24 protein-coding genes are annotated in these 25,727 nt (G+C 39.6%); 14 read left to right on the top strand and 10 right to left on the bottom strand.

Annotated features, from left to right (window positions below):
* The first annotated feature begins 131 nt into the window (after positions 1-131).
* On the top strand, positions 132-1,619 hold the full coding sequence (locus tag MOJ78_RS19320) for a flotillin family protein (protein ID WP_304978949.1): 1,488 nt from the start codon (positions 132-134) through the stop codon (positions 1,617-1,619).
* Between the two features lie 229 nt (positions 1,620-1,848).
* Positions 1,849-2,130 (top strand): transposase, encoded by a 282-nt coding sequence (locus tag MOJ78_RS19315; RefSeq protein ID WP_304978948.1) that lies wholly within the window; start codon positions 1,849-1,851, stop codon positions 2,128-2,130.
* Here MOJ78_RS19315 and MOJ78_RS19310 read toward each other — a convergent pair.
* From MOJ78_RS19310 to MOJ78_RS19280, 7 genes are read right to left on the bottom strand one after another with little or no spacing between them, the layout of a single operon-like run.
* A complete protein-coding gene (locus tag MOJ78_RS19310) occupies positions 2,127-3,374 on the bottom strand; it encodes an MFS transporter (RefSeq protein ID WP_304978947.1) in 1,248 nt (415 codons plus the stop codon). The genes MOJ78_RS19315 and MOJ78_RS19310 overlap by 4 nt on opposite strands.
* Positions 3,371-3,934 (bottom strand): helix-turn-helix domain-containing protein, encoded by a 564-nt coding sequence (locus MOJ78_RS19305; protein WP_304978946.1) that lies wholly within the window; start codon positions 3,932-3,934, stop codon positions 3,371-3,373. Before MOJ78_RS19305 ends, MOJ78_RS19310 begins: the two co-directional genes overlap by 4 nt.
* Positions 3,931-5,202 (bottom strand): M16 family metallopeptidase, encoded by a 1,272-nt coding sequence (locus MOJ78_RS19300; RefSeq protein WP_304978945.1) that lies wholly within the window; start codon positions 5,200-5,202, stop codon positions 3,931-3,933. The genes MOJ78_RS19305 and MOJ78_RS19300 overlap by 4 nt, the downstream gene beginning before the upstream one ends.
* A complete protein-coding gene (locus MOJ78_RS19295; protein WP_304978944.1) occupies positions 5,202-5,795 on the bottom strand; it encodes a flavoprotein in 594 nt (197 codons plus the stop codon). Before MOJ78_RS19295 ends, MOJ78_RS19300 begins: the two co-directional genes overlap by 1 nt.
* Entirely contained in the window at positions 5,792-6,637 is an 846-nt protein-coding gene (locus MOJ78_RS19290) for a hypothetical protein (protein ID WP_304978943.1), read from the bottom strand. The genes MOJ78_RS19295 and MOJ78_RS19290 overlap by 4 nt, the downstream gene beginning before the upstream one ends.
* The gene (locus tag MOJ78_RS19285; protein ID WP_304978942.1) at positions 6,637-7,935 is read right to left on the bottom strand and encodes a radical SAM/SPASM domain-containing protein; all 1,299 of its coding nucleotides are present in this window, start codon (positions 7,933-7,935) and stop codon (positions 6,637-6,639) included. Before MOJ78_RS19285 ends, MOJ78_RS19290 begins: the two co-directional genes overlap by 1 nt.
* Positions 7,936-7,993: 58 nt before the next feature.
* Positions 7,994-8,116, bottom strand: a complete 123-nt coding sequence (locus MOJ78_RS19280; RefSeq protein WP_304978941.1) for a hypothetical protein — start codon at positions 8,114-8,116, stop codon at positions 7,994-7,996.
* A 301-nt stretch (positions 8,117-8,417) separates the two neighbouring features.
* Between MOJ78_RS19280 and MOJ78_RS19275 the strand changes: the two genes are divergently transcribed.
* Positions 8,418-9,020, top strand: coding sequence for a response regulator transcription factor (locus MOJ78_RS19275; protein ID WP_304978940.1), 603 nt, complete (start codon positions 8,418-8,420; stop codon positions 9,018-9,020).
* A 91-nt stretch (positions 9,021-9,111) separates the two neighbouring features.
* Here MOJ78_RS19275 and MOJ78_RS19270 read toward each other — a convergent pair whose 3' ends face one another.
* Positions 9,112-10,035, bottom strand: a complete 924-nt coding sequence (locus MOJ78_RS19270; protein ID WP_304978939.1) for an LCP family glycopolymer transferase — start codon at positions 10,033-10,035, stop codon at positions 9,112-9,114.
* Between the two features lie 230 nt (positions 10,036-10,265).
* Here MOJ78_RS19270 and MOJ78_RS19265 point away from each other — a divergent pair, with 230 nt between their 5' ends.
* Together MOJ78_RS19265 and panF are read left to right on the top strand one after the other, a co-directional pair.
* The gene (locus MOJ78_RS19265) at positions 10,266-10,556 is read left to right on the top strand and encodes a YhdT family protein (protein WP_304978938.1); all 291 of its coding nucleotides are present in this window, start codon (positions 10,266-10,268) and stop codon (positions 10,554-10,556) included.
* Positions 10,556-12,022, top strand: coding sequence for a sodium/pantothenate symporter (gene panF, locus MOJ78_RS19260; RefSeq protein ID WP_304978937.1), 1,467 nt, complete (start codon positions 10,556-10,558; stop codon positions 12,020-12,022). The genes MOJ78_RS19265 and panF overlap by 1 nt, the downstream gene beginning before the upstream one ends.
* 549 nt (positions 12,023-12,571) lie before the next feature.
* Here panF and MOJ78_RS19255 read toward each other — a convergent pair.
* The gene (locus MOJ78_RS19255) at positions 12,572-13,633 is read right to left on the bottom strand and encodes a tetratricopeptide repeat protein (RefSeq protein ID WP_304978936.1); all 1,062 of its coding nucleotides are present in this window, start codon (positions 13,631-13,633) and stop codon (positions 12,572-12,574) included.
* A 167-nt stretch (positions 13,634-13,800) separates the two neighbouring features.
* Between MOJ78_RS19255 and MOJ78_RS19250 the strand changes: the two genes are divergently transcribed.
* The 6 genes from MOJ78_RS19250 to MOJ78_RS19225 all read left to right on the top strand — a co-directional run bounded on the left by MOJ78_RS19250 (position 13,801) and on the right by MOJ78_RS19225 (position 20,379).
* Positions 13,801-14,412: a Yip1 family protein gene (locus MOJ78_RS19250; RefSeq protein ID WP_304978935.1), complete on the top strand. Its 612-nt coding sequence runs from the start codon at positions 13,801-13,803 to the stop codon at positions 14,410-14,412.
* A 498-nt stretch (positions 14,413-14,910) separates the two neighbouring features.
* Positions 14,911-16,014, top strand: a complete 1,104-nt coding sequence (locus MOJ78_RS19245; RefSeq protein ID WP_304978934.1) for a tetratricopeptide repeat protein — start codon at positions 14,911-14,913, stop codon at positions 16,012-16,014.
* The gene (locus MOJ78_RS19240) at positions 16,011-16,283 is read left to right on the top strand and encodes a hypothetical protein (protein WP_304978933.1); all 273 of its coding nucleotides are present in this window, start codon (positions 16,011-16,013) and stop codon (positions 16,281-16,283) included. The genes MOJ78_RS19245 and MOJ78_RS19240 overlap by 4 nt, the downstream gene beginning before the upstream one ends.
* Positions 16,284-17,155: 872 nt before the next feature.
* The gene (locus tag MOJ78_RS19235; protein WP_304978932.1) at positions 17,156-18,160 is read left to right on the top strand and encodes an ABC transporter substrate-binding protein; all 1,005 of its coding nucleotides are present in this window, start codon (positions 17,156-17,158) and stop codon (positions 18,158-18,160) included.
* 165 nt (positions 18,161-18,325) lie between these two features.
* A complete protein-coding gene (locus tag MOJ78_RS19230; RefSeq protein WP_304978931.1) occupies positions 18,326-19,183 on the top strand; it encodes an ABC transporter permease in 858 nt (285 codons plus the stop codon).
* Entirely contained in the window at positions 19,183-20,379 is a 1,197-nt protein-coding gene (locus MOJ78_RS19225) for a quaternary amine ABC transporter ATP-binding protein (protein WP_304981312.1), read from the top strand. The genes MOJ78_RS19230 and MOJ78_RS19225 overlap by 1 nt, the downstream gene beginning before the upstream one ends.
* A 226-nt stretch (positions 20,380-20,605) precedes the next feature.
* On the opposite strand, the gene MOJ78_RS19220 is transcribed toward MOJ78_RS19225, so the two are convergent.
* Positions 20,606-21,520 carry a DMT family transporter gene (locus MOJ78_RS19220; protein WP_304978930.1) on the bottom strand — a complete coding sequence of 305 codons (915 nt, stop codon included), beginning with the start codon at positions 21,518-21,520 and terminating at the stop codon, positions 20,606-20,608.
* Between the two features lie 826 nt (positions 21,521-22,346).
* Here MOJ78_RS19220 and MOJ78_RS19215 point away from each other — a divergent pair.
* From MOJ78_RS19215 to pseB, 3 genes are all read left to right on the top strand, one after another.
* Positions 22,347-22,754, top strand: a complete 408-nt coding sequence (locus MOJ78_RS19215) for a YkvA family protein (RefSeq protein WP_304978929.1) — start codon at positions 22,347-22,349, stop codon at positions 22,752-22,754.
* A 295-nt stretch (positions 22,755-23,049) separates the two neighbouring features.
* Positions 23,050-23,799: an RDD family protein gene (locus tag MOJ78_RS19210; protein WP_304978928.1), complete on the top strand. Its 750-nt coding sequence runs from the start codon at positions 23,050-23,052 to the stop codon at positions 23,797-23,799.
* 918 nt (positions 23,800-24,717) lie between these two features.
* Positions 24,718-25,704 carry a UDP-N-acetylglucosamine 4,6-dehydratase (inverting) gene (gene pseB / locus MOJ78_RS19205; protein ID WP_304978927.1) on the top strand — a complete coding sequence of 329 codons (987 nt, stop codon included), beginning with the start codon at positions 24,718-24,720 and terminating at the stop codon, positions 25,702-25,704.
* Positions 25,705-25,727 lie beyond the last annotated feature (23 nt).

Raw genomic sequence — 25,727 nt, 5'->3', positions numbered from 1 at the left:
CATTATCCGTATAGACGCTTCAGAGCATTTTTTATGGTGAATTTCCAATTTTCGGATGACGTCATACGCTACTTATTGTTAGAATGAGAGGGGGTAAGTAAAATACATACAATTTTGAGAGGGGATATCAAATGGGAAGTTTTTTAACTCTGATGATTGCAGGGATTGTACTCTTTATTTTGTTGATTATTGGAATTACAACGTTTATCATTTTTAAATTGCGTTACAAAACAGCCAGTTCCAATGAAGCTTTGATCATTACGGGACCGAAACTAGGTGATCCTGAAAAAGATAATCGGATTTTCGAAGACGGAGATGGAAGAAGTTTAAAAATTATTCGTGGTGGCGGGATACGACTTAAGTTGTTCCAAACCTGTACTCCAGTAGATTTGAATTCATTTCAAATCAAACTGACAACACCAAAAGTATACACCCTCCAAGGAGTACCTGTTGTTGCAGATGCTATTGCTTCCGTTAAAATTGCAGATTCATTAAAGGGAGTCGCAAGTTATGCAGAACAGTTCTTAGGGAAAAAACCAGGGGAAATCGAAGAAGAAGTATCCAAAGTGCTTGGAACAAATCTTCGTGCGATACTGTCAAAGTTATCTGTAGAAGAAATCAATAACGATCGTGAATCCTTCAACCAGCAAGTTCAAGAAATCGCTCAAAAAGAATTGGATAACATGGGTTTTAAACTTACATCATTCGGTCTGGATGATTTGCGTGACGCAGATGAGGAAAACGGTTATCTAGATAATCTAGGTCGTCCTCGCATTGCTGAGATTCGTAAAAAGGCAGAAAAGGCAGAATCTGACTCTGAGAAAGAAACACGTATTTACAAAGCCAAAAATGACCAAGAAGCGCAGGACGAAGAAAATAAGCGCTTGACGGCCATCGCTGAGTCTAGAAAAGAAAAAGATTTGAAGGAAGCTCAAATTAAAGAAGAAACAGAACGAGCTCGTGCAAAATCGGAACAAGCGTATGCGATTGAAAAATCCAAACTATCTCAACTAGAGACAGAGGAAAAGATGAAAGTTCAATACATAGAAAGACAAAGACAGGTGGAATTAGAACAAGAAGAACAAAAACGACGGAAAGCTCAAGCAGATGCCGATGCCTATGACATCAAAGCCAAGGCGGAAGCCGAAGCTGAAAAAGCACGTATCGACGGGCAAGCAAAAGCAGAAGTTATCCGTGAACAGGGTAGAGCGGAAGCGGAAGCGAAGGAACTTATGGCCAAGGCTATGGAACAATACGGTGATGCAGCGGTTCTTGAGATGCTGATTAAAATACTTCCTGATTACGCACGTGAAATTTCTAAGCCATTATCCCAAATCAAAGATATGAAAATCATCGATATGGGTGGCAGTGATTCAAACGGTGGTGCAACCAAAGTTGCGAATAATGTGACAAAGACAATGCTAGGCGTCCAGGAAAGTCTTAAGGAATCTACTGGGATGGATTTAAAAGCGATGATTGAAAGCTTTGTTTCACGAGGGAACATCAATCATTTCGGCAATGAAGATAAACAATCCCAAAATATCAATTCTGAGGAAGCAACAGAAATCACCAAGGACGAACAGGTAACAGAAGAAAAAGACTTGGAAACTATTAATTAAAATAGAGGAATAAAACGAGCTTGGATTGATACGCTCCCCCTAAGGTAGACAGATTAAAAAATAAAAATCTGTTTTATCTTCTGGGGAGCTTTTCAATGTCTAAAAGATCTTACTCTGAAGATTTTAAATATGAAGTATTGCTTGCTTTTATAATAGAGAGTATTCCATTCGAGAACTTTGTTCAAAATTTCAAGCAATAAAAACTCATTAAAACGATGGATTGAACAATTTGAGTAATGAGGGCTTAAAAGAATCCCAATCATGGAGGTCCTATTCTAAGGAGCTTAAGGAAGCAGCAGTAAGAGATTATTTATCGGGTGATTTTTCTCTACCTGAGATTGTCAGGAAGTACGAAATATCCGGTGATTATATACTTAGACAATGGATCACCAAGTATAACAGTCATAGAAAATTAAAGGATACGTATAAGGGACACTTTTTCATCAGTGTCCGTTACACGGGTATAGCTTATCCTAAGGTATCCGCTTTTTTAAAAGGTGACTATCTTTAAGCAACTTCAGGATTCTTTTCTTCCTTCCCGACGTCAGATAACGTTTTAAATCCTTTAAAGAGTGGGAAAATAAAGATCATAACGACCATGATAACTCCAGTCCATGCTGTGGTAACAATGGTGTCGGTTAACCCGGCAAAATATCCACCTGCCAAAATCCCACCCATCATTCCAAAATTTACTGTGGACTGGAAAATGGCTGCTCCTCGACCTAAGAATTGTTGTGGAGTGATACTTAAAAATAAAGAACTAAGTGGAACATTCAACATTGCATTCAAGAAACCTACAACACATGCCCAAACGTAAATTGGGAACGTACCGAAATCAGATTGAAATTGTGTAAGACTCAACACAACAATCATCCAGGCACCTATAAGTCCAGTGCTGGCTAATAACATTATGCCAGGCCGTAAACGCTTCAGGAGCTTTGGAGCCAGCAGTGAGCCAAGGACAGCGCCTGCTCCGACTGTAGCTTGTAAATAACCGAATTCTTGTGCAGGTACATCGAATGCTTGTAAAAACATCGCGCTAATGTTGGTGCTGAGTACTCCAGCAGCAATTGTAACGGGTATTAATAGAACGATAAGAAAGCGCAAGGCTGGAACCTCCCCAATAGCGACTACCCCGCTTTTCAAGGATGAAAGATACGATTCACCGCCCGCTTCAGGACTAGCTTTTCCTCCAAGTTTCGTGATCGTAAAGAGAACAACTGCGGAGACAATATATGTAATCGCATCGATAACAAATATAATATCAGTATTACTGATGAATAATAGCAGTCCCGCGATTGCTGGACCTATAATCATCATGGCTTGACGGGTTCCTTGTGATAGACCAACAGCTTGAGGGATTTTTTCCTGATCGACTAAAAATGGAATCGATGCAGCTCTAGCCGGCTCGAATAATGCTGTTCCGAGACCTTGTAAAACAATTAAAAGAATAAGTAACCATGCTTGGTCGCTAAACACTATCATCAGTAAAACAATCCCCATTCGATAGAGATCCATCAATACGAGAATATTTCTTTTAGAAAAGCGGTCGACGATTGGACCTAGAATGGAACCAAACAATGCACCGGGAAGCAGTTGTGCAAAGACAACAATTCCAATCATGAATGGATCTTGGGTTAATGTGGCGACAAGAAAAATAATAAGGGTTTTCGTGATCCCGTCGCCTATTTCTGAAATAACCTGTGCGATCCAGAGTCTTAAATAACTTGGATTTTTTAAAAAAAGTTCCTTCATTTGATTTCTCCTCTCGGATTCGAAATTAAGTTGGAATAGAAGGATTGGAAAAATACTGCTGGTGTCGTTGTTTTATTGTGCTCGAGATCTTGCTTTTCCAAATCTTTGATCAACTCTTGGACTTCATTTAATTTTTTTAAAACTGTGTTGTATGAATCATCTGCTAATTGAAATGAAGTATAGGAAATTTTCGGAATCAGTCCATCGATGTCATTTGATAAAATTTGCGAGATATCTCGTTGAACCTTTTTTATAATCAAATGCGTTGCACCGATTTTATTTTTTTCGGCAATCTTACTCATATCAATATTTTGAACGGCTGTTGTATACATGGAGGTCTGGATATTTCGTTCGCCGATATAATCCAGCTTTTTAACAAGTTCGTGGTTCATCAATTTGTTTAAAATATGTGCGACGCGGAGCTGGGATAGACCTGTAAATCTACGGATTTGTGTAACCGTTGCTTCATTCTCTGAAAGAAATAAATAAGTCAATAAAAAGTCTTCATCTTCAAAAAGTTTTTCTTGGTCTTCTGAAATCACTGCGTTGGATAAACTCATGAAACTTCCTCCTTCTTGTAAATTGTATCCATGATTTCATCCCCTGTAATATTCCCTAACGTAATGATTGATAGGTTATCTGGTTTAATGTATTCATTTGCAAGAGACATCAGATGATCAGGGGTAATTCTGCTAAGTTCTCGAACCATTTCATTCAAGAAAAAATGGTGACCGAATGCAGCTCTAGTACCTATTAATCTAAGGAGAAAATCTGGGGAGTTCAATTTCGTCAGCAGAAAGGTCTTCAAGACGGACACAGCCCTAGAAATTTCTTCTGGTTCGAAAAATTCATTTCGAAGGCGTTCTATCTCATAATATAGCAGGCTAACAAATTTTTGGAAATTATTTTTGTGAACATTGGCAATAATTCCGTAATTTCCTGTTTGTACATATGTGTTACTGAATGATTGGATTTGATAAACGAGGTTATATTCTTCTCTAAGGACTTGGAATAGCCTTGAAGAAGGAATAGATCCCCATAAAGCAGTCAATAGTTCAAAGGATGTTGAATTATGGTCGCTGAAGGAAGGACCTTTATCACCAAAACAAACAACCAGCTGATCACTACTCGTTTGGATGTTGTTCAATCCTACTTCATGTGCTAACAGAACTTCAGTCGGGTTTGGTGTACCGATTGGTATTTTACTGAAAACTTCATTGATTTTGTTGATCACCTTATAAGCATCTTCATTTGTCAACACGACAACGGACATATTGTCTGCAATATAAATCGAATCATAATATTGCTCAATTTGATCCCGATTAAAGCTCTTGATGGTTTTTTCGTTTCCAATCACCCAGTTGCCGTATGTCTTTTTCCCGTATATAGAAGACCAAAAATGTTCGTATATTTGATTGGTTGTGGACAATTTATTTCGATATTCATCTAAAATGATTTTCTTTTCACGTTCGATATCCAAATCGGTTATGTCGGGCTTATAGATGAGTTCGAACAGTGAATCGATTAGGTCATTGGTATGCTCCTTTAAGCAGGTTCCATGGTAATAAGTGATTTCCTTTGTAGTAGTGGCGTTGAGAATACCACCGTTAGAAAGGATTTTTTTCACAGCTGTTTTTTTGTTTTCAATCGCGCGATTCGTGTTTGCTAATAAATGCTCGATGAAGTGACTGATTCCATTGTCTGATTCAGATTCATTTCGCCCCCCTTGACGGACAAAAATACCTGCCGTCGTCGTCATTGACTGGTCGTTCGTATTGACAACGATAACCCGAATACCATTTTCCAGGACGTAGGTATGTGTATACATTAAATCGACGGCTCCTTTCGATTGGTTTCCGTGAAACTTCCTTCAAGCAAATGATTGAGTACATTCAATAATTGTTTAGGCTGAAGCATACTTAATGTTTGTTTATAGCTTTTTTCTGAGCTTATGTACGTATTTTGTAAAATGGGTTCGATGACAGTGAAATCGAATGACTTTAATGCTTCGACGTTCTTTGTGACAATTTTGGATGCCCACATGCTTTCGTTCATATTTGGTATGATGATAACCGGATTATTACATGCTATCACTGCTGTAGTCAGTACATTATCGGCAATACCATTCGCAATTTTCCCGATCGTGTTTGCAGTCGCAGGCAGTACAATCAGAAGATCGCACCATTGTATCAATCTCATGTGTAGTGCTTCACCTGTACCCTTTTGCATTTCATCCGTTATCACCTCGTTGTGAACTAAGCTTTCGATAACCATCGGCTGTAAAAATTTCCTGCTAGACTCACTCATCACGACTTTAATTTCGCAATCGATCTTTTGAAGTTCTACAAGGTATTGTGGAAGGTTGATGACACCAATTGATCCCGAACAGCCGATTGCAACCCTCAACTTCGTTCTAATCACAGACTGCTCACCTCTTTTGTACATTTATGCAGCAATTTTTCCTTGTTATTTCTGAGATACGTGAAAAGGTCATCCTCGTAATCCAACGTTTCCGACGCAACTCTGAGTGCTTCGTCTAAATATCGAAAAGCCTTTTCATAATCATTTAATTTATAGTAGAGCAATGAACAAACATTATTGAATTCAATGGTCATCCGTGGATCCGATATCGATTGATTGATATCCTCGAGGGATGTAAGCTGTTGCTGCGCATAGGAATAGGAGCCATAGTGTATAAGTAGTACGCTGAACTCTAGTTCGAATCGGAATCTTTGAAGACGATTTCCTAGCACCCTTTTGTTTATGGTCTCGTTATAGATGTCAATCAGCTGGTTAACTGGTTTCTTTGAATAAAAGCACATCAGCATAGCCTGTGTTTGCAGCCTGATATAATGTAAAACGTTTATTTGAGCTCCCGTTTCGGTTTGGCCGAAAAATTCATAATGAAACCAAAATTGTCCATGAAGATAGTGATAGTAGGCATGATTGATTAAAAACAGCCGGACACTTTCCTTTACTTTAAAAGTTGACCAGGGGACCAGAGGATTTGATGTTAAGAATCTGATAGCGGGTGCGTGGCTACCATTCTCTCGAAGTGTGTGCACAAATTCCGCATAGTAGTTGGTCAACTGATCCCCATTTATTAAATCCAATTGGTTGAAGCCTGATCCCATTTTTCCTTTATATGCATCAGTTAGATAAAGGGTAGGAACCATCGCACCGATTGCTCTTGTAAAGTGAATCTTTTCTGCCAGTACCCCCTGGACAACTTCGTTAATACATCTTTCATCTGGAGTCAGCATCAGGTCACCTCTTGTTTAACTTTGACCTCATCAAATACGTCTGCCTGTATATCAAGCAATTTTACAAGGTGCGGAATATCACCTTTCCAATCCGGACATGGTTGTTTTTGGGTTTGCATCCGGATAAGCGGACAGGAATCACCATGACAGGAAGGTGCAAAAAAGCAGGATTTGCATTTTTGGTCTTCAACCCCTTTGTCTGTCCATAACTTCATACGATCTTCATTAATGTCCATCGTTCCATCAGCATTTATTTTTCCAATATGATTACGCTCGTCATAAAGAGCAACCGTACATTTATAGAGCATTCCATCTGTACCGATCACGAATGACTTGGGGTTTGCTGCATAGCATACATTGTCTGGAGCCATTAGTTTGTTCACTGAAAAGGTAGGGAGATCCCGTTTTGAAGATTGCTCTAAAAGATGTACCATCATATTTTCGCTGCATACCTCAACGTTTTCATCGTTTTTGCCACCCCAATGCCCGATGTTATGAAAGTACATTTCGAATCTCGGGTCCTTTTCAAAGGTCTTTTCCATAATATCCATATGTTCGTTGGCATATTTGAAGTTGTCGGGTGAAACATTCATCCGAATCAACACCTTGAACCTTTCATCGGACTCGTGCATAAGCACAAGGCTTTTCATGATCGAATCATACGTACCCTTACCATTAGCCTGTACCCGTTGTTTATCATGGATCTCTTTTATGCCATCGATCGTAATTTGATATTTTGTTACTTTCATGTCACACAGCTTTTTAAGGTTTTTTCTCGTAATCAATGAACCATTCGTTGTAATGCCAGCTGTATATTTAATGTCGAGCTTATTGCAAAGGTTGATCGCATAGTCACTGATCCGTTCCATCACATCTATGCCTAGTAAGGGCTCTCCCCCGAACCAGCTTACTGTAAATAGGTTATAGTCTCCGGTTGATAACTCATGTTTAATATAGTTTTTTATACCTTCCTCAACCTCAGGATCCATTTTGTTTTTCTCAAAGTTTTCATAGCAATAGACACATCTGAAATTGCAGTTTTCATGAGGAAGGATGATCAGGTGCAGTGTTTGACTGTCCCTGCGTACCTTTTTATAATCGTCTAATACCTCCTGATCCTCTTGCTGGTCTTTTTGAATCATGAATTTGTGCTTGGACAGATAGGGCTTCAGTGAATCGTTATTCCATACATCGAGACCCCTCGGAAACTTCAATCCTCTTCCAGTTCGTATATTGTAAAGTAATGTATGTTGTCCATCATCGGATTTTGATTTGACAACATATCGAGATCGTTTCATGTTTCCACCCCTCAAATAGTAGGTTAGGGCCACTAAAATTTAGTGACCCCTCGAACTGTTAGCAAGCAATGATATTGACATCAAACGCATCATCACCGTCTTTATTTTCAATTGCTGTTTCCACCGCTGCACTGATTTCCTCAACCGTCAATTCCGGAAGCTTTTTTTCATTATCAGACATGTACTGACACCCCCTTCAGAAAAATTAGCAAATCTTACGAATGCTTGTCTTAATTTTATGAATAATAGCAATATATAGTAAATAAGTATTACTCGTATAATACTTTCGGTATAGTGCAAATTTCAAAATTATAAAAATAGGAAAATTATCCCGGTTATCTCTCGGAATCAGTGATAGGAAGGTAGTTAAATGAACGAATAGTAGCATGATAAATAACTTATAATATTGGAAAATCTTTATAATTAGGAGGTTATGGTGTATGTTAGCTAATATAGTTGATAGAGAAGAGGAGTGAGATTGGGTGTACGATATTTTAGTAGTCGGTAAAAAGAAGATGTTGAATGATCTACTAAAGGCTCATCTTGAAAACGATAATCGAATGAAAGTAATCGAGTCGACTACATCAATTGATAAGGCGCAAAACATGATCTATGCTCTCCAGCCTAATTTAGTATTAATGATCAATTTTGAAGGCAACTCCAAAGAACTGAATTTAATTTCATACATAAAAAATGGGTGGAACGATCAAATAAAAACTGCAGTACTTAATTCAAATACGAACAGCCTTACAGTCAAACAAGCATTATCCAACGGCGTAGCCTCATATATCACCTATGATTACTCTTCAGATGAATTAATCGAGTCTTTGATCCAAGTTTTAAAAGGCAAATTAATTTACCCTCACATAATGAATTTACAGAATTCCATTGAATTTCTAACACCAAAAGAAAAAGAAATCCTTGCTTTCATCGCAAATGGAAATACCAATCTAGAAATAAGCAAGCAATTATTAATAAGCAAAAGAACAGTTGAATATCATATCAGCACGATCTTACATAAATTAGATGCGAAAACACGCGTACAAGCTGTCGTAACGGCACTTAAAAGTGGCATCCTGTACTAGTTGAAATGAGATAGCACAATTAAAAAATGGGACTGATCCAAAACATCAATAGAAAGTGGATGTTGGGTCAGTCCCATTTACCATTCATCTATTAGTTACCCCCTGTTTCCATCCCAAGATGTTCCTGCAGCTTTTCACTGATTTCGTTCCGTTCCACTTCGGAAACAAGAAAGTAGAAAATATCATTGATATAGGTTGGAGTTGCATCAACTTCGAACGTCTTCATGTTTTTACGGGCTTCCTTATAATTTGCCTGAATATCTGTCATCTCTTCAAAGGTCATATTCGTTTTCACATTTTCACTGATCACATCAAGGACGTCATCAAATTTAGTTAACGAGGACACGCTCGCACCCTCGTCAATAACCGCTTTGATCACTTGACGCTGACGCTCGTTTCGCCCTAAATCACCATCCGGATCTTTTTTTCGCATCCGAACGTACGAAAGTGCTTCTTTACCAGTCAAATGGATTTCACCTTTTTCGAACGTATTTCCGCCGTCCGTAAAAGAAAATTCATTTTTAACCGTTACCCCGCCAACCGCATCCACAATATCCTTAAACCCTTGCATGTTCACTTTAAAATAATAATCAATCGGGATATCGAGAAAATTCTCTACCGTTTCAACCGCCATTTTCGTCCCGCCGAACGCATAAGCATGGTTGATTTTATCTTGATAACCTCGTCCAACGATCAGCGTTCGCGTATCCCTCGGAATGTTGAACATGTACATCGATTCCTTTTTCGGGTTCACCGTTATGACGATCATCGTGTCAGATCGACCTCGGTCACCAGGGCGCTCATCCACCCCCATCAGTAAAATCGAAATCGGTTCAAGCCCCTCATCGCTCACTTTCGGCCTTGGCTTGGTCGCCTCACGCTCGGGATCAATCGGCTCGTGAATTTCACGTGCGGTATCCTTCACAGAATCGTATAAATAATAGGCATATGCCCCGCCCCCGATGACCACAATCCCTATGAGACTCGCAAGGATTATCAATAATTTTTTTATCATGAAAAATTCCCTTTCTACTTCATCCACAACTTCCCGTTTATTCGATTATACAGGAACGTCGAAATCAATCCAATAGAAGGGGGGACAGCCGAAATACCTTTTAAATAAAGTAGTATAAGAGAGGGAATCGTTGCGTGCATGTGGAAAAGAGTTAACAAAACCAATCTTGATTAGTTCGTGATAAGATATACGCATAACCTATTGGAATACGTAATATGGGGGATCGGATAATGGGAAATCAACAAAATCCGCTTCAAGAGGATCGTCGGTTCCGGGTATCGAATCGTGAAGCGTTGATGGGTGTAGGGCTTGCATTACTCAACTTCATCTGGTGGTACGCATTTGCTTACGGCCTTGGAGGAAAACCCGTCTCGGAATACGGCTTCATACTCGGGTTTCCAGCATGGTTCTTCTACAGCTGTTTGCTTGGATTCGTGCTGTTTTCAGTACTCGTCTATGTCATGGTCAAATTCTTATTCGTCGAAGTTCCATTCGAAGATAAAGAGGGCGAGGAGACGTAATGAATTGGAATGTGATTTTACCGTTGATCGGATTCCTCGTCCTCGTTTTTGCGATCGGTACATACGCGTCAAAACACATCCGGAACGCACCGGACTTTCTGCAGGAATATTTTTTAGGAAGCCGTCAGCTCGGGGGCTTTGTTTTAGCCTTGACGATGGTTGCGACATTCGGAAGTGCCAGCAGTTTTGTCGGCGGACCGGGTGTTGCTTATACATTGGGACTCGGCTGGGTGTTGCTTGCGATGACACAGCTCGTCACAGGCTATTTCACGCTGGCCGTTTTAGGGAAAAAGTTTGCGATTGTCTCTAGGAAAATAAATGCGGTTACACTGATCGACTTTTTAAAAGAGCGCTATCAAAGCAAGTGGGTTGTTCTCTTATCGGCGTTCAGCATTGTCTTGTTTTTGTTCAGTGCGATGGCTGCCCAGTGGGTTGGGGGAGGGAGGCTGATCGAGTCGTTTACAGGTCTTTCCTACACGGCCTCGCTCTTTATTTTTGCCATATCTGTACTCGTTTACGTTGTGATTGGCGGATTTCGAGCGGTTGCGATTACGGACAGTATTCAAGGGATTGTCATGCTGATTGGGACGTTGCTGTTGCTCATTGGAACGATTATCGCTGGTGGCGGAATCGAAAATATCATGACCGAGCTTGCTGCAGAGAACCCTAAGTTAATTTCACCGTTCGGGGCGGATGGATCACTGACACCAGCTTTCGTCTCCTCGTTCTGGATTTTGGTCGGGATCGGGGTCGTCGGATTGCCACAGGTTTCGGTTCGAGCGATGTCCTATCGGGATTCGAAGGCAATGCACCGGGCGATGATCATCGGAACGGTCGTCGTCGGTTTTATCATGCTAGGCATGCACTTGATCGGTGTATTCGGCCGGGTTGTCATTCCTGGTGTTGAGGTAGGGGATAAGGTGATGCCGTTGCTCGCGCTTGAAGTGTTACCCGGATGGCTTGCAGGTGTTGTACTCGCAGCCCCGATGGCAGCGGTCATGTCGACTGTCGATTCGATTCTTTTGTTAGTGAGTTCGGCTGTTATTAAAGACGTCTACATAAATTATGTCCGGCCAACCGCTTCAGAACGTCGAGTTAAAACGTTGAGTATCGGCATAACAGCGGTCATCGGGATTCTCGTCTTTTTGATGGCGATCAACCCGCCTGACCTGTTGATCTGGTTGAACCTATTTGCATTCGGGGGACTGGAGGCAGCATTCATCTGGCCGATTGTGCTCGGATTGTATTGGAAAAAGGGAAATGCTCAAGGTGCGCTCGCTTCGATGTTGATGGGGGTCGGCTCATACATTGTGTTCCACACGTACTCGCCGAACCTATTCGGAATGCATACTGTCGTCGTTCCAGTCATTTTGTCCTTGATTGGGTACGTCGTGTTCAGTCTTTTGACTCAGCACCAACAACGCTCTCAACAAAACCAAATCATCGAGCGTTTCTGGGGAGAATGACAGGTAAGTCTTCGAAATTTGTTCGTCGAAAATGAAAACGGGGCTGATCTAAACATTGTTTGTTTGATGTTGGTTCAGCCCCTTTTGCCTCTTCGGGAAGGGTAAAATCACCGAAAATCTCAAGTTACACGCCAAAACTCAGAGTTACACGCGAAAATCTCAAGTTACACACCAAAACTCCGAAATTCCCTTATCCAAAGACCGCACACACCACTAGAATCGGAACTTGCACACATAAATTGAATTTATTTCATCCTTTATTATCAATTTTCTTGAATTAACAAGGAGGCTATTACATATTTTGAAGGTAGTTACCTTATGAATCCCCATTTATACTCATTCGCTATTAGGTTGATCCCTGTTCTACCAAAACAGCACATTTTCGGGGTAAGTAGTCAGATTTCTGTAACGAAAATCTGACAATCATCGGGTGCATACAGACTATAGTCCGCTTACAATTTTCGCAGACATCTCGTGCCTGGTACCAATCGAATTTTCGACAAGGACCGATAAGTGACGAAAACACTCCCCGATTTTGTTCAACATTTCCTATCGGCGTTTTTTCTTTTTGCGACGTTTTTGTTGGAGCTTACGCTGCTTAAGACGTGCCATACTGACCACAGGGGTGTAATGTCGATCTTCCTTCGGCAGTTCTTTTTGCCGTTTCCCCATAAAAATCTCCGCAACGGGGTAGAAGGAGGCCACATCATCTAGCTTCGGCTTAAAATCTAGCTTGAAAATATCACCGAATTCATCTGCTTCAGCAGGAGTCAAATTCAATTCATCCCTTATAGGAAGCGCTTGGATCTTTCCGTCTGTTTTCGCGGTTATCGCAAAACTATCAAGCAAACCGTTCGCTAGTAATTCTCGAAACTCCAATGCCTCCATACCCTTATAATACCGTGCTCCGATCAACATTTTTCGATAATGAGACGCAGCTAACTCTATTTCATCCGCTCGGTGTAAAATTTGCGCAAGTGAAAAATGCGATTCAGTGTGTCCCGCATCCAGATCAAGCGATTGTTCAAACGCAGCAACAGCCAAATCCGGACGACTGCCTGTCCAGTATAAGTTCCCAAGCTTATTCCAAATCAGAGACAGGTCTTCGCTGCTTGGCTCGACTCCATCTTCGTCGCGCTCACTGATTTTTTCTAACATATATTCCTCTGAATCGGTCGCAAATTGATGCGTGCTACCGTCATACAAATGATACGCCCCAACGCCAAACCGATCATCCTTAACTCCACCTGTCGATGCCATGATCACTGAAGTCACCCGGATAAGCAGATCCTTGCTAATCTCCCAGTTTCCCGCCTCATTGCACGCCGCACAACGAAAATAGCCCGAAAACTGAAGCGCGTCCTCGGTTTCTTTCTCGCTTTTGAATTTCTCCTTATTGACTAAGATTGTTCCTACATCATATGTACTGTTGTACCCACAATTCCGACACGTCATGAGTACTTCGTTTTTATGCGTCAGCATCGGAAATCCTTCAACTTTTTCACTGATTAGCTTCGAATACTTTCCGGGAATATCTGACACCGTTGGATTCTCAATTTCTTTCCTTGTTAAAATTTCAATAAGCATCGGACTCACGCTCAAACCTGCCATCTTCAAAGCCCCACCTTTTTCGAAATAATTCGTCTTTGTACCATTGTATCATTCATGGGCATTAGGCTAAAAATTGATCTTTGGTGCATCAACCGTTTTCCGATATTCCGTCAAGCATATATACTTGTAGCCGATAATAAAGATAGATAAATAAGGGGGAGAACCGAATGAATCAAGAGAATCTGCGACCACTTTTAACATTGTGGGTCAAACCAAGGGAAACAACGAGGCAAATCCTCGATTCGAATAACTCAAAATTTTACATCTGTCTCGTGATTTTAGCTGGAATTTCAGGTGCTTTAAATAATGCTGTTGAACAAGGGGCTGGGGATGAGCAGTCATTTCCATTCACCATGATATTGGCAATGATTTTAGGTATACTCGGCGGACTTTTAAGCTGGTACATTGTTAGCCTTATTTTATATTGGACAGGAACTTGGATCGGTGGGGAAGCGACCAGAGAGCAAATCAAAATTGCATTCGGATGGTCGAACTTTTATATCATATTAACGATGTTACTCTGGATTATCAATATTTTAATGTTCGGACAGGACTTATTCACGAGCGAAAATCAAAACAGCACGGCTATTATGTATATAGGAATCTTGGAATTGATTATTGGGATATGGTCGTTCATTGTACTTGTAAAAATGATAGCCGAAGCCCAGCACTTCTCTGTATGGAAGGGTCTCGGCAATATCCTGCTTACAATACTCGTAGTTATGGTACCACTTGCAATCTTAGGCGGAATTATCAGTTTGCTTATACTATCATTTTAATTTATATGAAAAGAATAGAAGAAAGCTCCTCACTTAAAAAAGTGGAGGAGCTTTTACACAAGGAAAAGTTAATCTGACCATCAAATCCAAAGTCATACATTCCCTAGATGATTCTATTAGTCTCGATAGTGTTTAATTTCTTGGAGTCATTCCTCACCGGCGCATTTACCGTTTACCGTAATGCGTTTTATCTCATATGGCTGAGAGTTTAATCTATTAACCTTACCTTCTTTATCGTAAAAGCCATTCATACCAGCCTCTTTGGCCAAAAGAACCGTATCTTTGTCCTCATAAGGGTAAGCCAAGTGACAACATCATATCCCAGTTTCTCTTCCGATCGCCTTTTTAGATGCGATCAGATCATCGAGTACACGCTCAACTTGGGAAAACTACCTCTAAAACTACCCAAATATTTACCATAAAAAAACTGAATTTTCCCAATAACCACAAAATACCAACTATGATAAAATGAAAATAACATGCCGCTGGAGGGTTATTATGGTAGAAGCTACACTAATTTCTCGTGATTTAAGCACACAACTGAATAAATGGTATACATATATACTTGAAAATGATGTTCAAAACGCTAGGAAATTGAAGGATAAAATTACAGATCTAATAGACTCAATCACTACAAAAGACTTTCCAACTTATTTACATACAAAGTTAATAGAATTAAGTCACTATGTATTAGAGAAAGACAGCATAAAGGCGGGTGAAGTTCTACAACAACTAGAATCACATGAGGAACTTCTATTTGAGAAATTGGGATTTTATTATTACTTCTTCCGTGGACAATATGAATTCATGGAGGATAATTTTGAGTCATCTTTAGATAACTATATGAAAGCAGAGAAATATCTAAAGTATGTTGAAGAACAGTTTGAAATAGCAGAATATCATTATAAATTAACGGCAGCTTATTACTTCCGCCGACAAACCATTTTTTCATTGTCTCACCTTGCAAAAGCACAAGAACTTTTTGATTTGTCAGATAAAAAGAATATTGTGCGTAGTGCAGATTCTCAAATGGCATATGGATTGATTTATATCGATATGAAGCAGTATGATCTGGCAGAAGAAAAGTTTCATACAGCATACATGTATTCTAAACAGGTAGAGGATCAGCAACTTGTAAATCGCGTTCTTCATAATCTAGGCTTTTTTTATGCAGAGCAAAGACTTTCAGAGGCTGCAATTCGATACTTGAAGCCAATTGCTATGAATGAAGATTATGAACACAATATAAAGGCGTTATTCTTGGTTTGTCGAGAATATTGCCGCATGGGTATAAATAATGAAGGTATACATGCATTCAATCGCGCTTTATCTTATCTTGAAAAAACCGAGAACATTGAGTACAAGTACAAATTTCAGTTACTAAAGGTTTTATACCTTGATAATACGAATATAGATAATGATCTATTTAATGAAAGTATTTCGTATTTTAAACAGAAGCAGCTATGGGACTCAGTAGAAGTTTACTCGAAACTTATTGCACAAGCTTACAGCAAAAATAGTAACCTTGAACAAGCCGTCTTTTATTATGAAATGGCCCAAGCGGCTAATCATACAATTTTTGAAATGGAGGCTTTAAAATGAAAAGTAAACCTTTCTTAATTACTATGTTCGTTGCCGTAACTTTGTTATTCAGTCTAGGTTTATACTCACTGGAACATAAAGGGGTTGCGGAAGATGAGCGTGGTGTACTAGGCAGCGAGGAGATGTATTTAGCAGAAGATGAACGCGGTGTACTAGGCAGCGAGGAAATGTATTTAGCAGAAGATGAACGCGGTGTATTGGGTATGAAAAAATTGTATGCACTAGAAGATGAACGGGGAGTATTAGGTAGCCAAAAGTCATTTTTGTAAAAAAGCAACAGATATATTTTTCTGTAAAAAAATACAAATTTCAAAGGTAATTCATAAATGATCCTATATAATAAATGTAGGGTCTTTTTTGTTGTTATTTGTGCCTAATATAATAATAAGACATATGGTTTGTTCAGTCGAAAATTGTAAGCGGACTATAGTCTACATGCACCCAAATAAAGTCGTATATATGTAGAGGAATTACGTCCTGACTCCACTTTATTAATTGGATAATTGAAAACAACCTCAGCTAAAAGCAGATGAAGTTGTTCCATTACGACAAATCTCGAGAAGTGATAGACACCGCAAGATAGAGCAATTCTTCTTAAACGGCTAAATAGTGAAACTAATCGTCCTCAATCACCTATCATTTATTAAAATGCTCATATGTACTGGATGAGTCTTTTTGTAACACTTGAATGAATTGTATAGACTAGCTATTGTCGGACAAAAACGACCATGTATCGATGGAAGACTATCCGTTGTAATCAAGGAATTGAAACCGACTCAAAATCCATAATTCTATTAAGAAAAAGTGTAAATACATATATAAACAACTCGCCGTTCCGCTCATTTAATATTTCGGTTTCAATAATGGATTAGTCGGGCACATACTATTTATAGGTTCAAAACGTCGATTATCAGAATCTGATATACATAAATCTGGACCAAAAAGGTGTATAATCTACAGTTCCATTTGCAATCAATACAGGAATGTCATTTTTGATGTCGGGAATGCTACTAAAAACCCGACTTCCAATCGTGATCGAAACTTTAACAGGGCATTGTTTTCTTCGATGTCGGGTGCGAATTGATAAGTTTCTTCCATTTTTGGAATACTATTAACTAAATTTTGAAGGGGGAAGTATGGAATGAAAAAGTTGATGATGATACTTTCAATCTGCTTGCTAAGCTTCTTAACAGCTTGCGGTGGTAACGATGATGCAGAAAACGGTGAGAAGTCGATCGAGAAAATCATTTTTGCTGATGCAGGCTGGGATAGTATTCGATTCCATAACAGTATCGCCCAAACAATCATTGAAAATGGTTATGGCTATGATACTGAAGTGACGAGTGGATCCACAGCTGCAACGGTACAAGGGTTGAGACAAGGAGATATTAACGTCTATATGGAATTATGGACAGATAATATCAAAAAAGTATACAACGAAGCCATCGATGCTGGAGATATAGTAAAAACATCTGTAAACTTCGACGATAATGTTCAAGGGCTTTGGGTACCTACCTATGTTATTGAAGGTGATCCTGAACGTGGTATTGAGCCAGTAGCTCCAGACTTGAAAACGGTTGAGGATTTAAAGAAATATCCAGAAGTTTTTGAAGATCCGGATGATCCAGGTAAAGGAAGAATCGTCGGGGCACCATCCGGCTGGGCTGTAAGTAAGCAGTTGAATACGAAAATGGAAACGTATGGTTTAAAGGAGACGTTCAATTATTTCGGACCCGGCTCGGATGCAGCGATCGTCTCATCTCTTGCGGCCGCGTATGAAAGCGGAGAGCCTTGGGTCGGCTATTATTGGTCTCCGACATGGGTTACTGGACTGTATGACCTGACTTTATTAAAGGAGCCAGAATACAATGAGGAAACATGGGAAAAAAATAAAGGAACAGAATTCCCGCCGAATAAGGTAGTGGTTGCTGTGCATAAAGATATGCCTGAACAGGCACCTGAGGTGGTCGACTTCCTCAAGAATTATGAAACAAGCAGTAAATTGACAGAGGAAGCATTGAATTATATGAAGAAAAATGATGTAAAAGCTGATGAAGCTGCGAAATGGTGGATGAAAAAACATGAAGATATATGGACAAAATGGGTTCCGGACGATGTTGCCCAAAAAGTGAAGGATGCACTATAAAAGCCAGATAACCAGGCTGTCATCATTACAGAGATCAAGCGCTTGTGTACATCACAAGTGCTTGATTAGCATTAGGCGGGGTAGGAATCCCTTAATCTTGACAGCTGCCATCGATAAAAATATTAATAAGAGAGGTGACAGGTTACTGTAAGTAGTGACCAGCCTATGAATACATTTCCAGATATAAAACTCAACGTCGGGGATTATGTCGAAGCCTTTGTAAAGTATCTTGTCGATAATTTCAGTGTTGTCTTCGATGCGATCAGAGACTTTTTTTCGATGATTTTGATCAACATGCAAGATTTTTTAATTTGGTTTCCATGGTGGGCATTTATAATTGTTATATTTCTCCTTGGTTGGCGGTTTAAGTCCTTACCAGCAGGTATCTTATTTGCTGCTTTGATGTTCCTGGTCGGTACGTTCGGTATGTGGGAGGAAATGATGATCACGATCGCAATCGTATTGACTGCCGTCATTATCTCCTTGATCATCGGAATCCCTCTCGGTGTATTGATGGCGTTCAGTAAATGGTTTTCAGCCATGACACGGCCTGTATTGGATGCGATGCAGACGATGCCAAGCTTCGTCTATCTCATTCCGGCGATTTTCTTTTTTGGCTTAGGGAATGTTCCAGGTATCTTCGCAACATTGATTTATGCACTTCCTCCGGTCATCCGATTGACGGAACTGGCACTTCGTAATGTGGATTCAGAGGTGATTGAATCAGCAGAGTCCTTCGGTTCATCAAGGTGGCAAATGCTAACGAAGGTCCAACTTCCTCAGGCACTGCCGACGATTATGGCCGGAGTAAACCAAACGACGATGATGGCTCTAGCGATGGTTGTCATTGCTTCGATGGTCGGAGCACAGGGACTAGGTGAGCAAGTGCTCATTGCTATCAACCGGATTGATATCTCACTCGGTTTTGAAGCAGGGATCAGTATTGTCTTCTTAGCGATCATCATCGACCGGGTTTCGGGTGGAGTCGCTGAACGTTTCCAAAAGCATAGGGGGACTGAATGATGACAGAAAAAATCAAAATAGAGCATGTATCTAAAATATTCGGTTCAAAACCTAAATCCATCATGCCCCTAGTTAAAAAGGGGAAGTCGAAAGAGGATATTTTAGCAGAAACCGGCCATACAGTCGGCGTATACGATGCGACGATGAACATTGACGAGGGCGAAATCTTTGTGATCATGGGACTATCCGGAAGTGGAAAATCCACCTTGATCCGCTGCTTGAACCTTTTGAATAAACCGACAGATGGTGCCATTCATGTCGATGGTGAAAATATTGTAAAATACAACTCCTCGAAACTGAAAAAATTCAGACAGGATAAAATAGCGATGGTATTTCAGCATTTTGGTTTGTTCAGCCATAGAACCGTTTTAGGGAATATTGAATATGGCCTTGAAATTCGAGGAATCTCTAAGAAGGAACGTCGAGACAAAGCACAAAACAACTTAGAAATCGTCGGTTTGAAAGGATATGAAGATAAGTATCCTGATGAGCTATCAGGTGGGATGCAGCAACGAGTCGGTTTGGCGCGGGCGCTTGCCAATGATCCTGACATTTTATTGATGGATGAACCTTTCAGTGCGCTTGATCCATTGATTCGTCGCGAAATGCAGCTCGAACTGTTAGATATTCAAGAAAGGCTGAAGAAAACGATAGTATTTATAACACATGATGTCAATGAGGCGTTCAAAATCGGAGATCGTGTGGCAGTCATGAAAGATGGAAGGGTTGTACAGATCGGTACTCCTGAAGAAATCATCGAACAGCCAGCAAACGATTATATCTCTGACTTCATCAAGGATATCGATCGGTCAAAAGTTCTTCAAGCCGAACATGTAATGATCAAGCCAAATGCCTTAGTATCAATGAAGGATGGCTTGAATGTAGCGGTCAAAGAAATGAAGGATAACGGGATATCAAGTGTTTTCGTCGTTGACCGCGGAAGACACCTGAAAGGGATTGTAACCATTGATGATGCAATTACAGGAATCAAAGGGAAGAAATCATTAGAAGAAACGTTAAGAACGGATGTTACCGTTGTTAAACGTGATGAATACGTCAACAACCTTATTCCAAAAGCATTAGAATCAAATTTCCCTCTTGCAGTCGTTGATGACACGAATAAAGTTGAAGGATTCATTCTACGCGTCCATGTCCTTTCAGGGTTAGTGGCAGAAGACATCGAAACGGCTGAATAGGAACAATCTCAAAGGAACGCTCTAAAACTTAATAAATCGATCTGCCACAGTGCAAGATGGCTGTGGTAGTTTTTCTACGTTGAAAAATTTGATGGATTAAGCGGACAATAGTCTGCATGCACCCGATCAAAGTCGTATATATGTAAAACAATTATGTCCTAACTCCACTATATTAATTGAAAATGCCTGAAGAGGGATATTGAAACACAGAGTCTCATCTGTGAATTTATAGCCTGGTGTACTGTTGTACCACTGTATTTTTTCCGCGTTTCCTTTTAAAACGGTTATATTGTGTAGTTCCATTAACTAAGAATATGCCTATTAAAATAAAAAGCCCGCCTATTATGATATATGTCTTCAACTGTTCTTCAAGTAATAACCAGCCTGATAAGACACCAAAAAACGGCGCCAAAAATAAAAATGAGCTTGTTTTCCCAGGGTCGCCTTTTTGTAATAGGTAGTACCATACAGCGAATTGGACAATAGATGACATGATGCTTAGCCATGATAAAATAACTAAAGAATCCGAGGATACAATGAAAAACGGTTTTTCAAGTAAGAAGCTGGATATCAGTAGGAAAAGCCCCCCGAACAGCATTTGATAAGCTGAAAGCACCCATGTATCAACCATTCGTCCCCATGATTTTACTAATAATGTGGAAATCGCAAAAGAAACAGCGGAAAGAAATCCTAACAGGGTGCCGATTTTAAAACCCAGTTGCCCCCCCATCGTTATAAAAACACCAATGAAACCTAAAAAAACACCTGTCCATTGATATAGATTGTATTTTATTCTTATAAAAATTGTTCCAAACACTACCACTAACAATGGATTGATAAAAGTGAGGATGGAAGATTCACCAGCTGTAATGGTTCTTAAACTTAAGAAGATACATCCCATGACACCGGCTGTTTGGAAAAAGCCGATCATCATTATCTTAAACCAAACCCCTCTTGTTCGAGGAATCGTCCTTTTCAGGATTCTAACGATAAGTGCCATTATCAAACCGGCTGAAATAAAGCGCACTGCTGCTAATAGAAGCGGAGAAGCATATGCTAACCCCATTTTGCCTACTGCGAAAGAAGAGCCCATTAAAGCGGTTGTTAATATAACCAACAATCCATACACATATCTGTTCATACTATCTCTCCTAATCGTTTATCGTATCTTTGATATCATTGTAATCCATATACATTTCAAGGGTCATCGAAATATGCGAGTGAAAATAAGAGAAACTTAGTTGATTCCCAGAAAAGGCGTACATCGATTAGGAATTCATCCATTTGTGTGTAATGTGTAAACAGACAAAAATGGTGGACTTTATCTATTCGAGGAGAGTAGATTCATTATAAAATAACAGTCGAAATATGAGATGCTAAAGGGTCCATTAATGTATGACCTTGCCGATTAGGAAAATGAGTACATGAATTAACGGATTTCGTATACTCATTTATCGATATTTCCTCGATAATCCAGTACAAGAGTTGATGCAGTCATAACTAGATTATCATGTTTTCCAACTATTTTGACATTCCGTTCCCATCAAATGTTCAAATGAAACTGTTTTTTTGAATTCAACTTTCTCTTTATCCGTAATATGAACAGCTCGAGTAGATGGATATTCGCAGCATATGGACAATCGCTGTCCTGGTGGAGCTATGCCGATATAGAGGATGGTGCAGTGAATATCAGACCAGGATCCTGATTATGATGGGACACTTCCAATATTGATCATCAATAACCGGTTCTATCTGTTGGACCCTACCTACGGCGATCACTCAGCTATGAGAAAACATCCAGACACTGATAACTATGTAGCAGGAATCCTTAGCGGCGGCAGGGATTAATTGAGATAAGTGCCTTATTCGATGTATCAGTTGAATAAGGCACTTTTCATATGGTATCGGGAATAATTAAAAGGTAGTATGTTAATAGGTACAAGTTAATTCTTCTGAGGTGACAAAATATGTCGTTCAACCAAATTCAGGCGGTACTGAAAACCGTGAAAAAGTGGGCACGAAAATTAAAGTCCGAATTGTTGGTGCTCTACTATTCGTATAAAGACAAACGGGTTCCGTGGAATGCAAAGCTGATCGCAATTCTAGTTGTCGGGTATGCGTTCAGTCCAATCGATTTAATCCCGGACTTCATTCCGATCCTAGGTTATCTAGATGATATCATCCTACTGCCGCTTGGAATTGCACTCGCTATCAAACTAATTCCAGATCATGTTTTTCAAGAATATCAAGTAAAGGTAAACGAGAAAGAGGGCAAGGAGAAACCCAGGAACTGGATCGCTGGTTTAATCGTATTGGTGATCTGGCTGTTGGTTATTAGTGGTCTCGCTTACTATCTCTATAAAACGTTTAATTAAGTGATTGTTTACATAATAAAAGAGGTTGTATTGCGAATATTGTAAGCGGACAATAGTCTGCAGCCACCCGACTTGTGTCTTATTGATGTTGTAAGATCCTGAAACAATTCAGAAAACGTTATTGAATTTAGGAGAATTCACAAACTCGAACAACGCTAATTCAACAATAAACCACAGGAAATGTTCGCCCATTTATGACGGACTATTTTAATGTTTGAAACGATAACCGTATAAACAATATAAACTCCTTATACGATATAAGTTAAAATGGTAAAGTTTTAGGGGGAAAGCTATTATGGAAAACAGCGTACAGCAAGAAAAGCTATGGTACTATGAAAAGGACGGCTATGCTCAAGGTCCAATCAGCATAGACCAATTAGAGGAAAAGTTTAAAAATGGTGTGTTACAAAGGCGAACTTTATTGCGATCGGATAAGAGAGCAAGATGGGTGCCTGCCAATCGAATTGAAGAGCTGGCTCAACTCGTTATTGACCCGGATTATGCTTTTCGAAAGGACGCACCAATCGAAGAAAACATCAAACAAAACAAAGTTGCATATCCGTATGGGAGACCATGGGTGCGTTATCTTGCCAAAACGTTCGACATGAGTATTTGTGTATTTATAGTCGGTTTATTTCTCGGTATATTTACACCTGCATTCCTAGAATCAGCTTCAACATTTCTATTAGCTTTCATCACTATTTTTTTAACATTAGTCATTGATACGATATTCTTGTCGACATGGGGGACAACACCAGGCAGATGGCTGCTTAAGACATATGTACTAGATAACGAAGGAAATAAGCTGACACTACCGATCGCTTATAAAAGAAGTCTTTCTATATGGATTCGTGGATTTGGACTCGGTATCGTCGTTATATCTTTTTTCACTCAGATTATTTCTTACACCAATCTAACGTCCACCCGTACGACACCGTGGGATTCCAACAATGATCTAGTCGTTTTACATGATAAAATCGGTGTTGTGCGTGGAGTGATTGCGATGATCCTGCTGCTGTTAATCCTTTACATAAGATTTCTTTAAAATGAGGGAAGGGCAGAAGGGGCAGTTTTTATTAGGAATAGGGGCAATCCTTCTTTTTATTCTGAGTTTTTATGTTCCTTCAATCCGACTATATACAAAGTTGTATGCACTAGGCTGGGCAGTGATTTGTACAGCTTGGGCGCGCACTATTTTCCAATCATTTTGATGTAAAAACTTCGACAAAATTAGAGGAGTGACAGGCACCGGTGAAAAAGTTTGGTCTAATAATCTTAAACATAGTCATGGTACCGATTAATACTATGGTTCTTCACTTTATTACAGTTAGGATGCTTTTATTCATAATTCAACCAGATCCAACGAACGTTGATGAAGAAACCGTACAAACAATAAATACAGTAATTTTCTACAGTGTTGTACTTGTTAGTATCGTCCTTGCGATCTTAACTTATAAATGGTTCCTTTATAAGAAAAGGTATTGGATTGTGCTACTTCTACTCCATTCAGCTTCATTTATATACGGTGCTTATATTTTATATACTGTTATATCAAGTTGGAACGAACCTATTTTAATACGGCCTATTGAAAAATAAAAAACAGTGACCATTAAACTTCCTTACAGTTAAAGTTGTAGCATTCCCTTTCTATCCGGGAGTTAGGCTACTCAGGTTATGTCTCCCTCTTGGAATAAATGGCACATCTGCTTCATCAGCAAACATTAATTTCTAAACAAAATCCTCTTCACTCTTCTTTTACACTTTATCCTCATCGAAAAACTGGTAGCATTACGAAGTAAAAAAGACTCCTACATACGTTTAAATCACCGACTGCCATATATTCCTCTATTTCTTAGTAAAATATTATTTTAAAAGTTTAATAGTTGAGAAAAAGTAGTCGATAAGAAGGGTGAAGACGTTCATTCTTTTATATCAAAATTATTCTAAGAGAGGGAAACATTCTATGAATTTATCACAAAAAACGATTTTAGTTACAGGTGGAACCGGTTCGTTTGGAAAACAATTCATTAAAAAGGTTCTACAAGAAGATGTAAAAAAAGTCATCGTCTTCAGTAGAGATGAATTGAAGCAATATGAGATGGCAAAAGAATTCACCGACTCTCGAATGCGCTTTTTTATTGGAGACGTCAGAGATAAAGATCGCTTGTACAGAGCATTTGATGGGGTAGATATTGTTATTCATGCTGCTGCTTTGAAGCATGTGGGAGCTTGTGAATACAACCCTTTTGAAGCTGTTAAAACGAATATAAATGGTGCTCAAAATATTATAGAAGCTGCAATTGATAGAGGGGTGCGGCGTGTTATCGCTTTGAGCACCGATAAAGCATGTAGTCCGATCAATTTATATGGCGCGACGAAGCTTGCATCAGATAAACTATTTGTAGCAGCAAATTCTTATGCTGGAGATAAAGACACACGTTTTGCAGTGGTCCGGTACGGAAATGTCGTTGGAAGCCGTGGAAGTGTCGTTCCTTTCTTTCAAAATATCAAACATACCGGAACTCTTCCAGTTACAGATACAAGAATGACGAGATTTTGGATCACCCTTGACCAAGGTGTTCAGTTCGTTGTTGATAATTTACAACGGATGAAAGGTGGCGAAATATTCGTCCCGAAGATCCCGAGCATGAACGTACTCGACCTTGCTGAGGCAATTGCACCAGAGTGTGATATTGAAGTAGTAGGGATTCGACCAGGCGAAAAGCTGCACGAAGCAATGATTACAGAAGATGATGCTAGACGAACATTAGAATATGACAGCTATTATGTCATCCAACCTGAGTTTCCGTGGTGGAAAAAAGAATTTTCTAATGGCGGCACACCCCTTTCTGATGATTTCAGATATTCAAGTGAAACCAATACAGAATGGCTATCTGTAGAAGATTTAAGAAACCTGATCCAACAAAAAGAGTTAGTAACGACAAGCTAAGTAAGTCTCACTATAATAAAAGG

It is taken from the genome of Alkalihalobacillus sp. AL-G (assembly GCF_030643805.1).
GTDB lineage: Bacteria > Bacillota > Bacilli > Bacillales > Fictibacillaceae > Pseudalkalibacillus.
The sequence above is the reverse complement of the archived record's forward strand: the minus strand, read 5'-3'. Positions and strand labels throughout refer to the sequence as shown.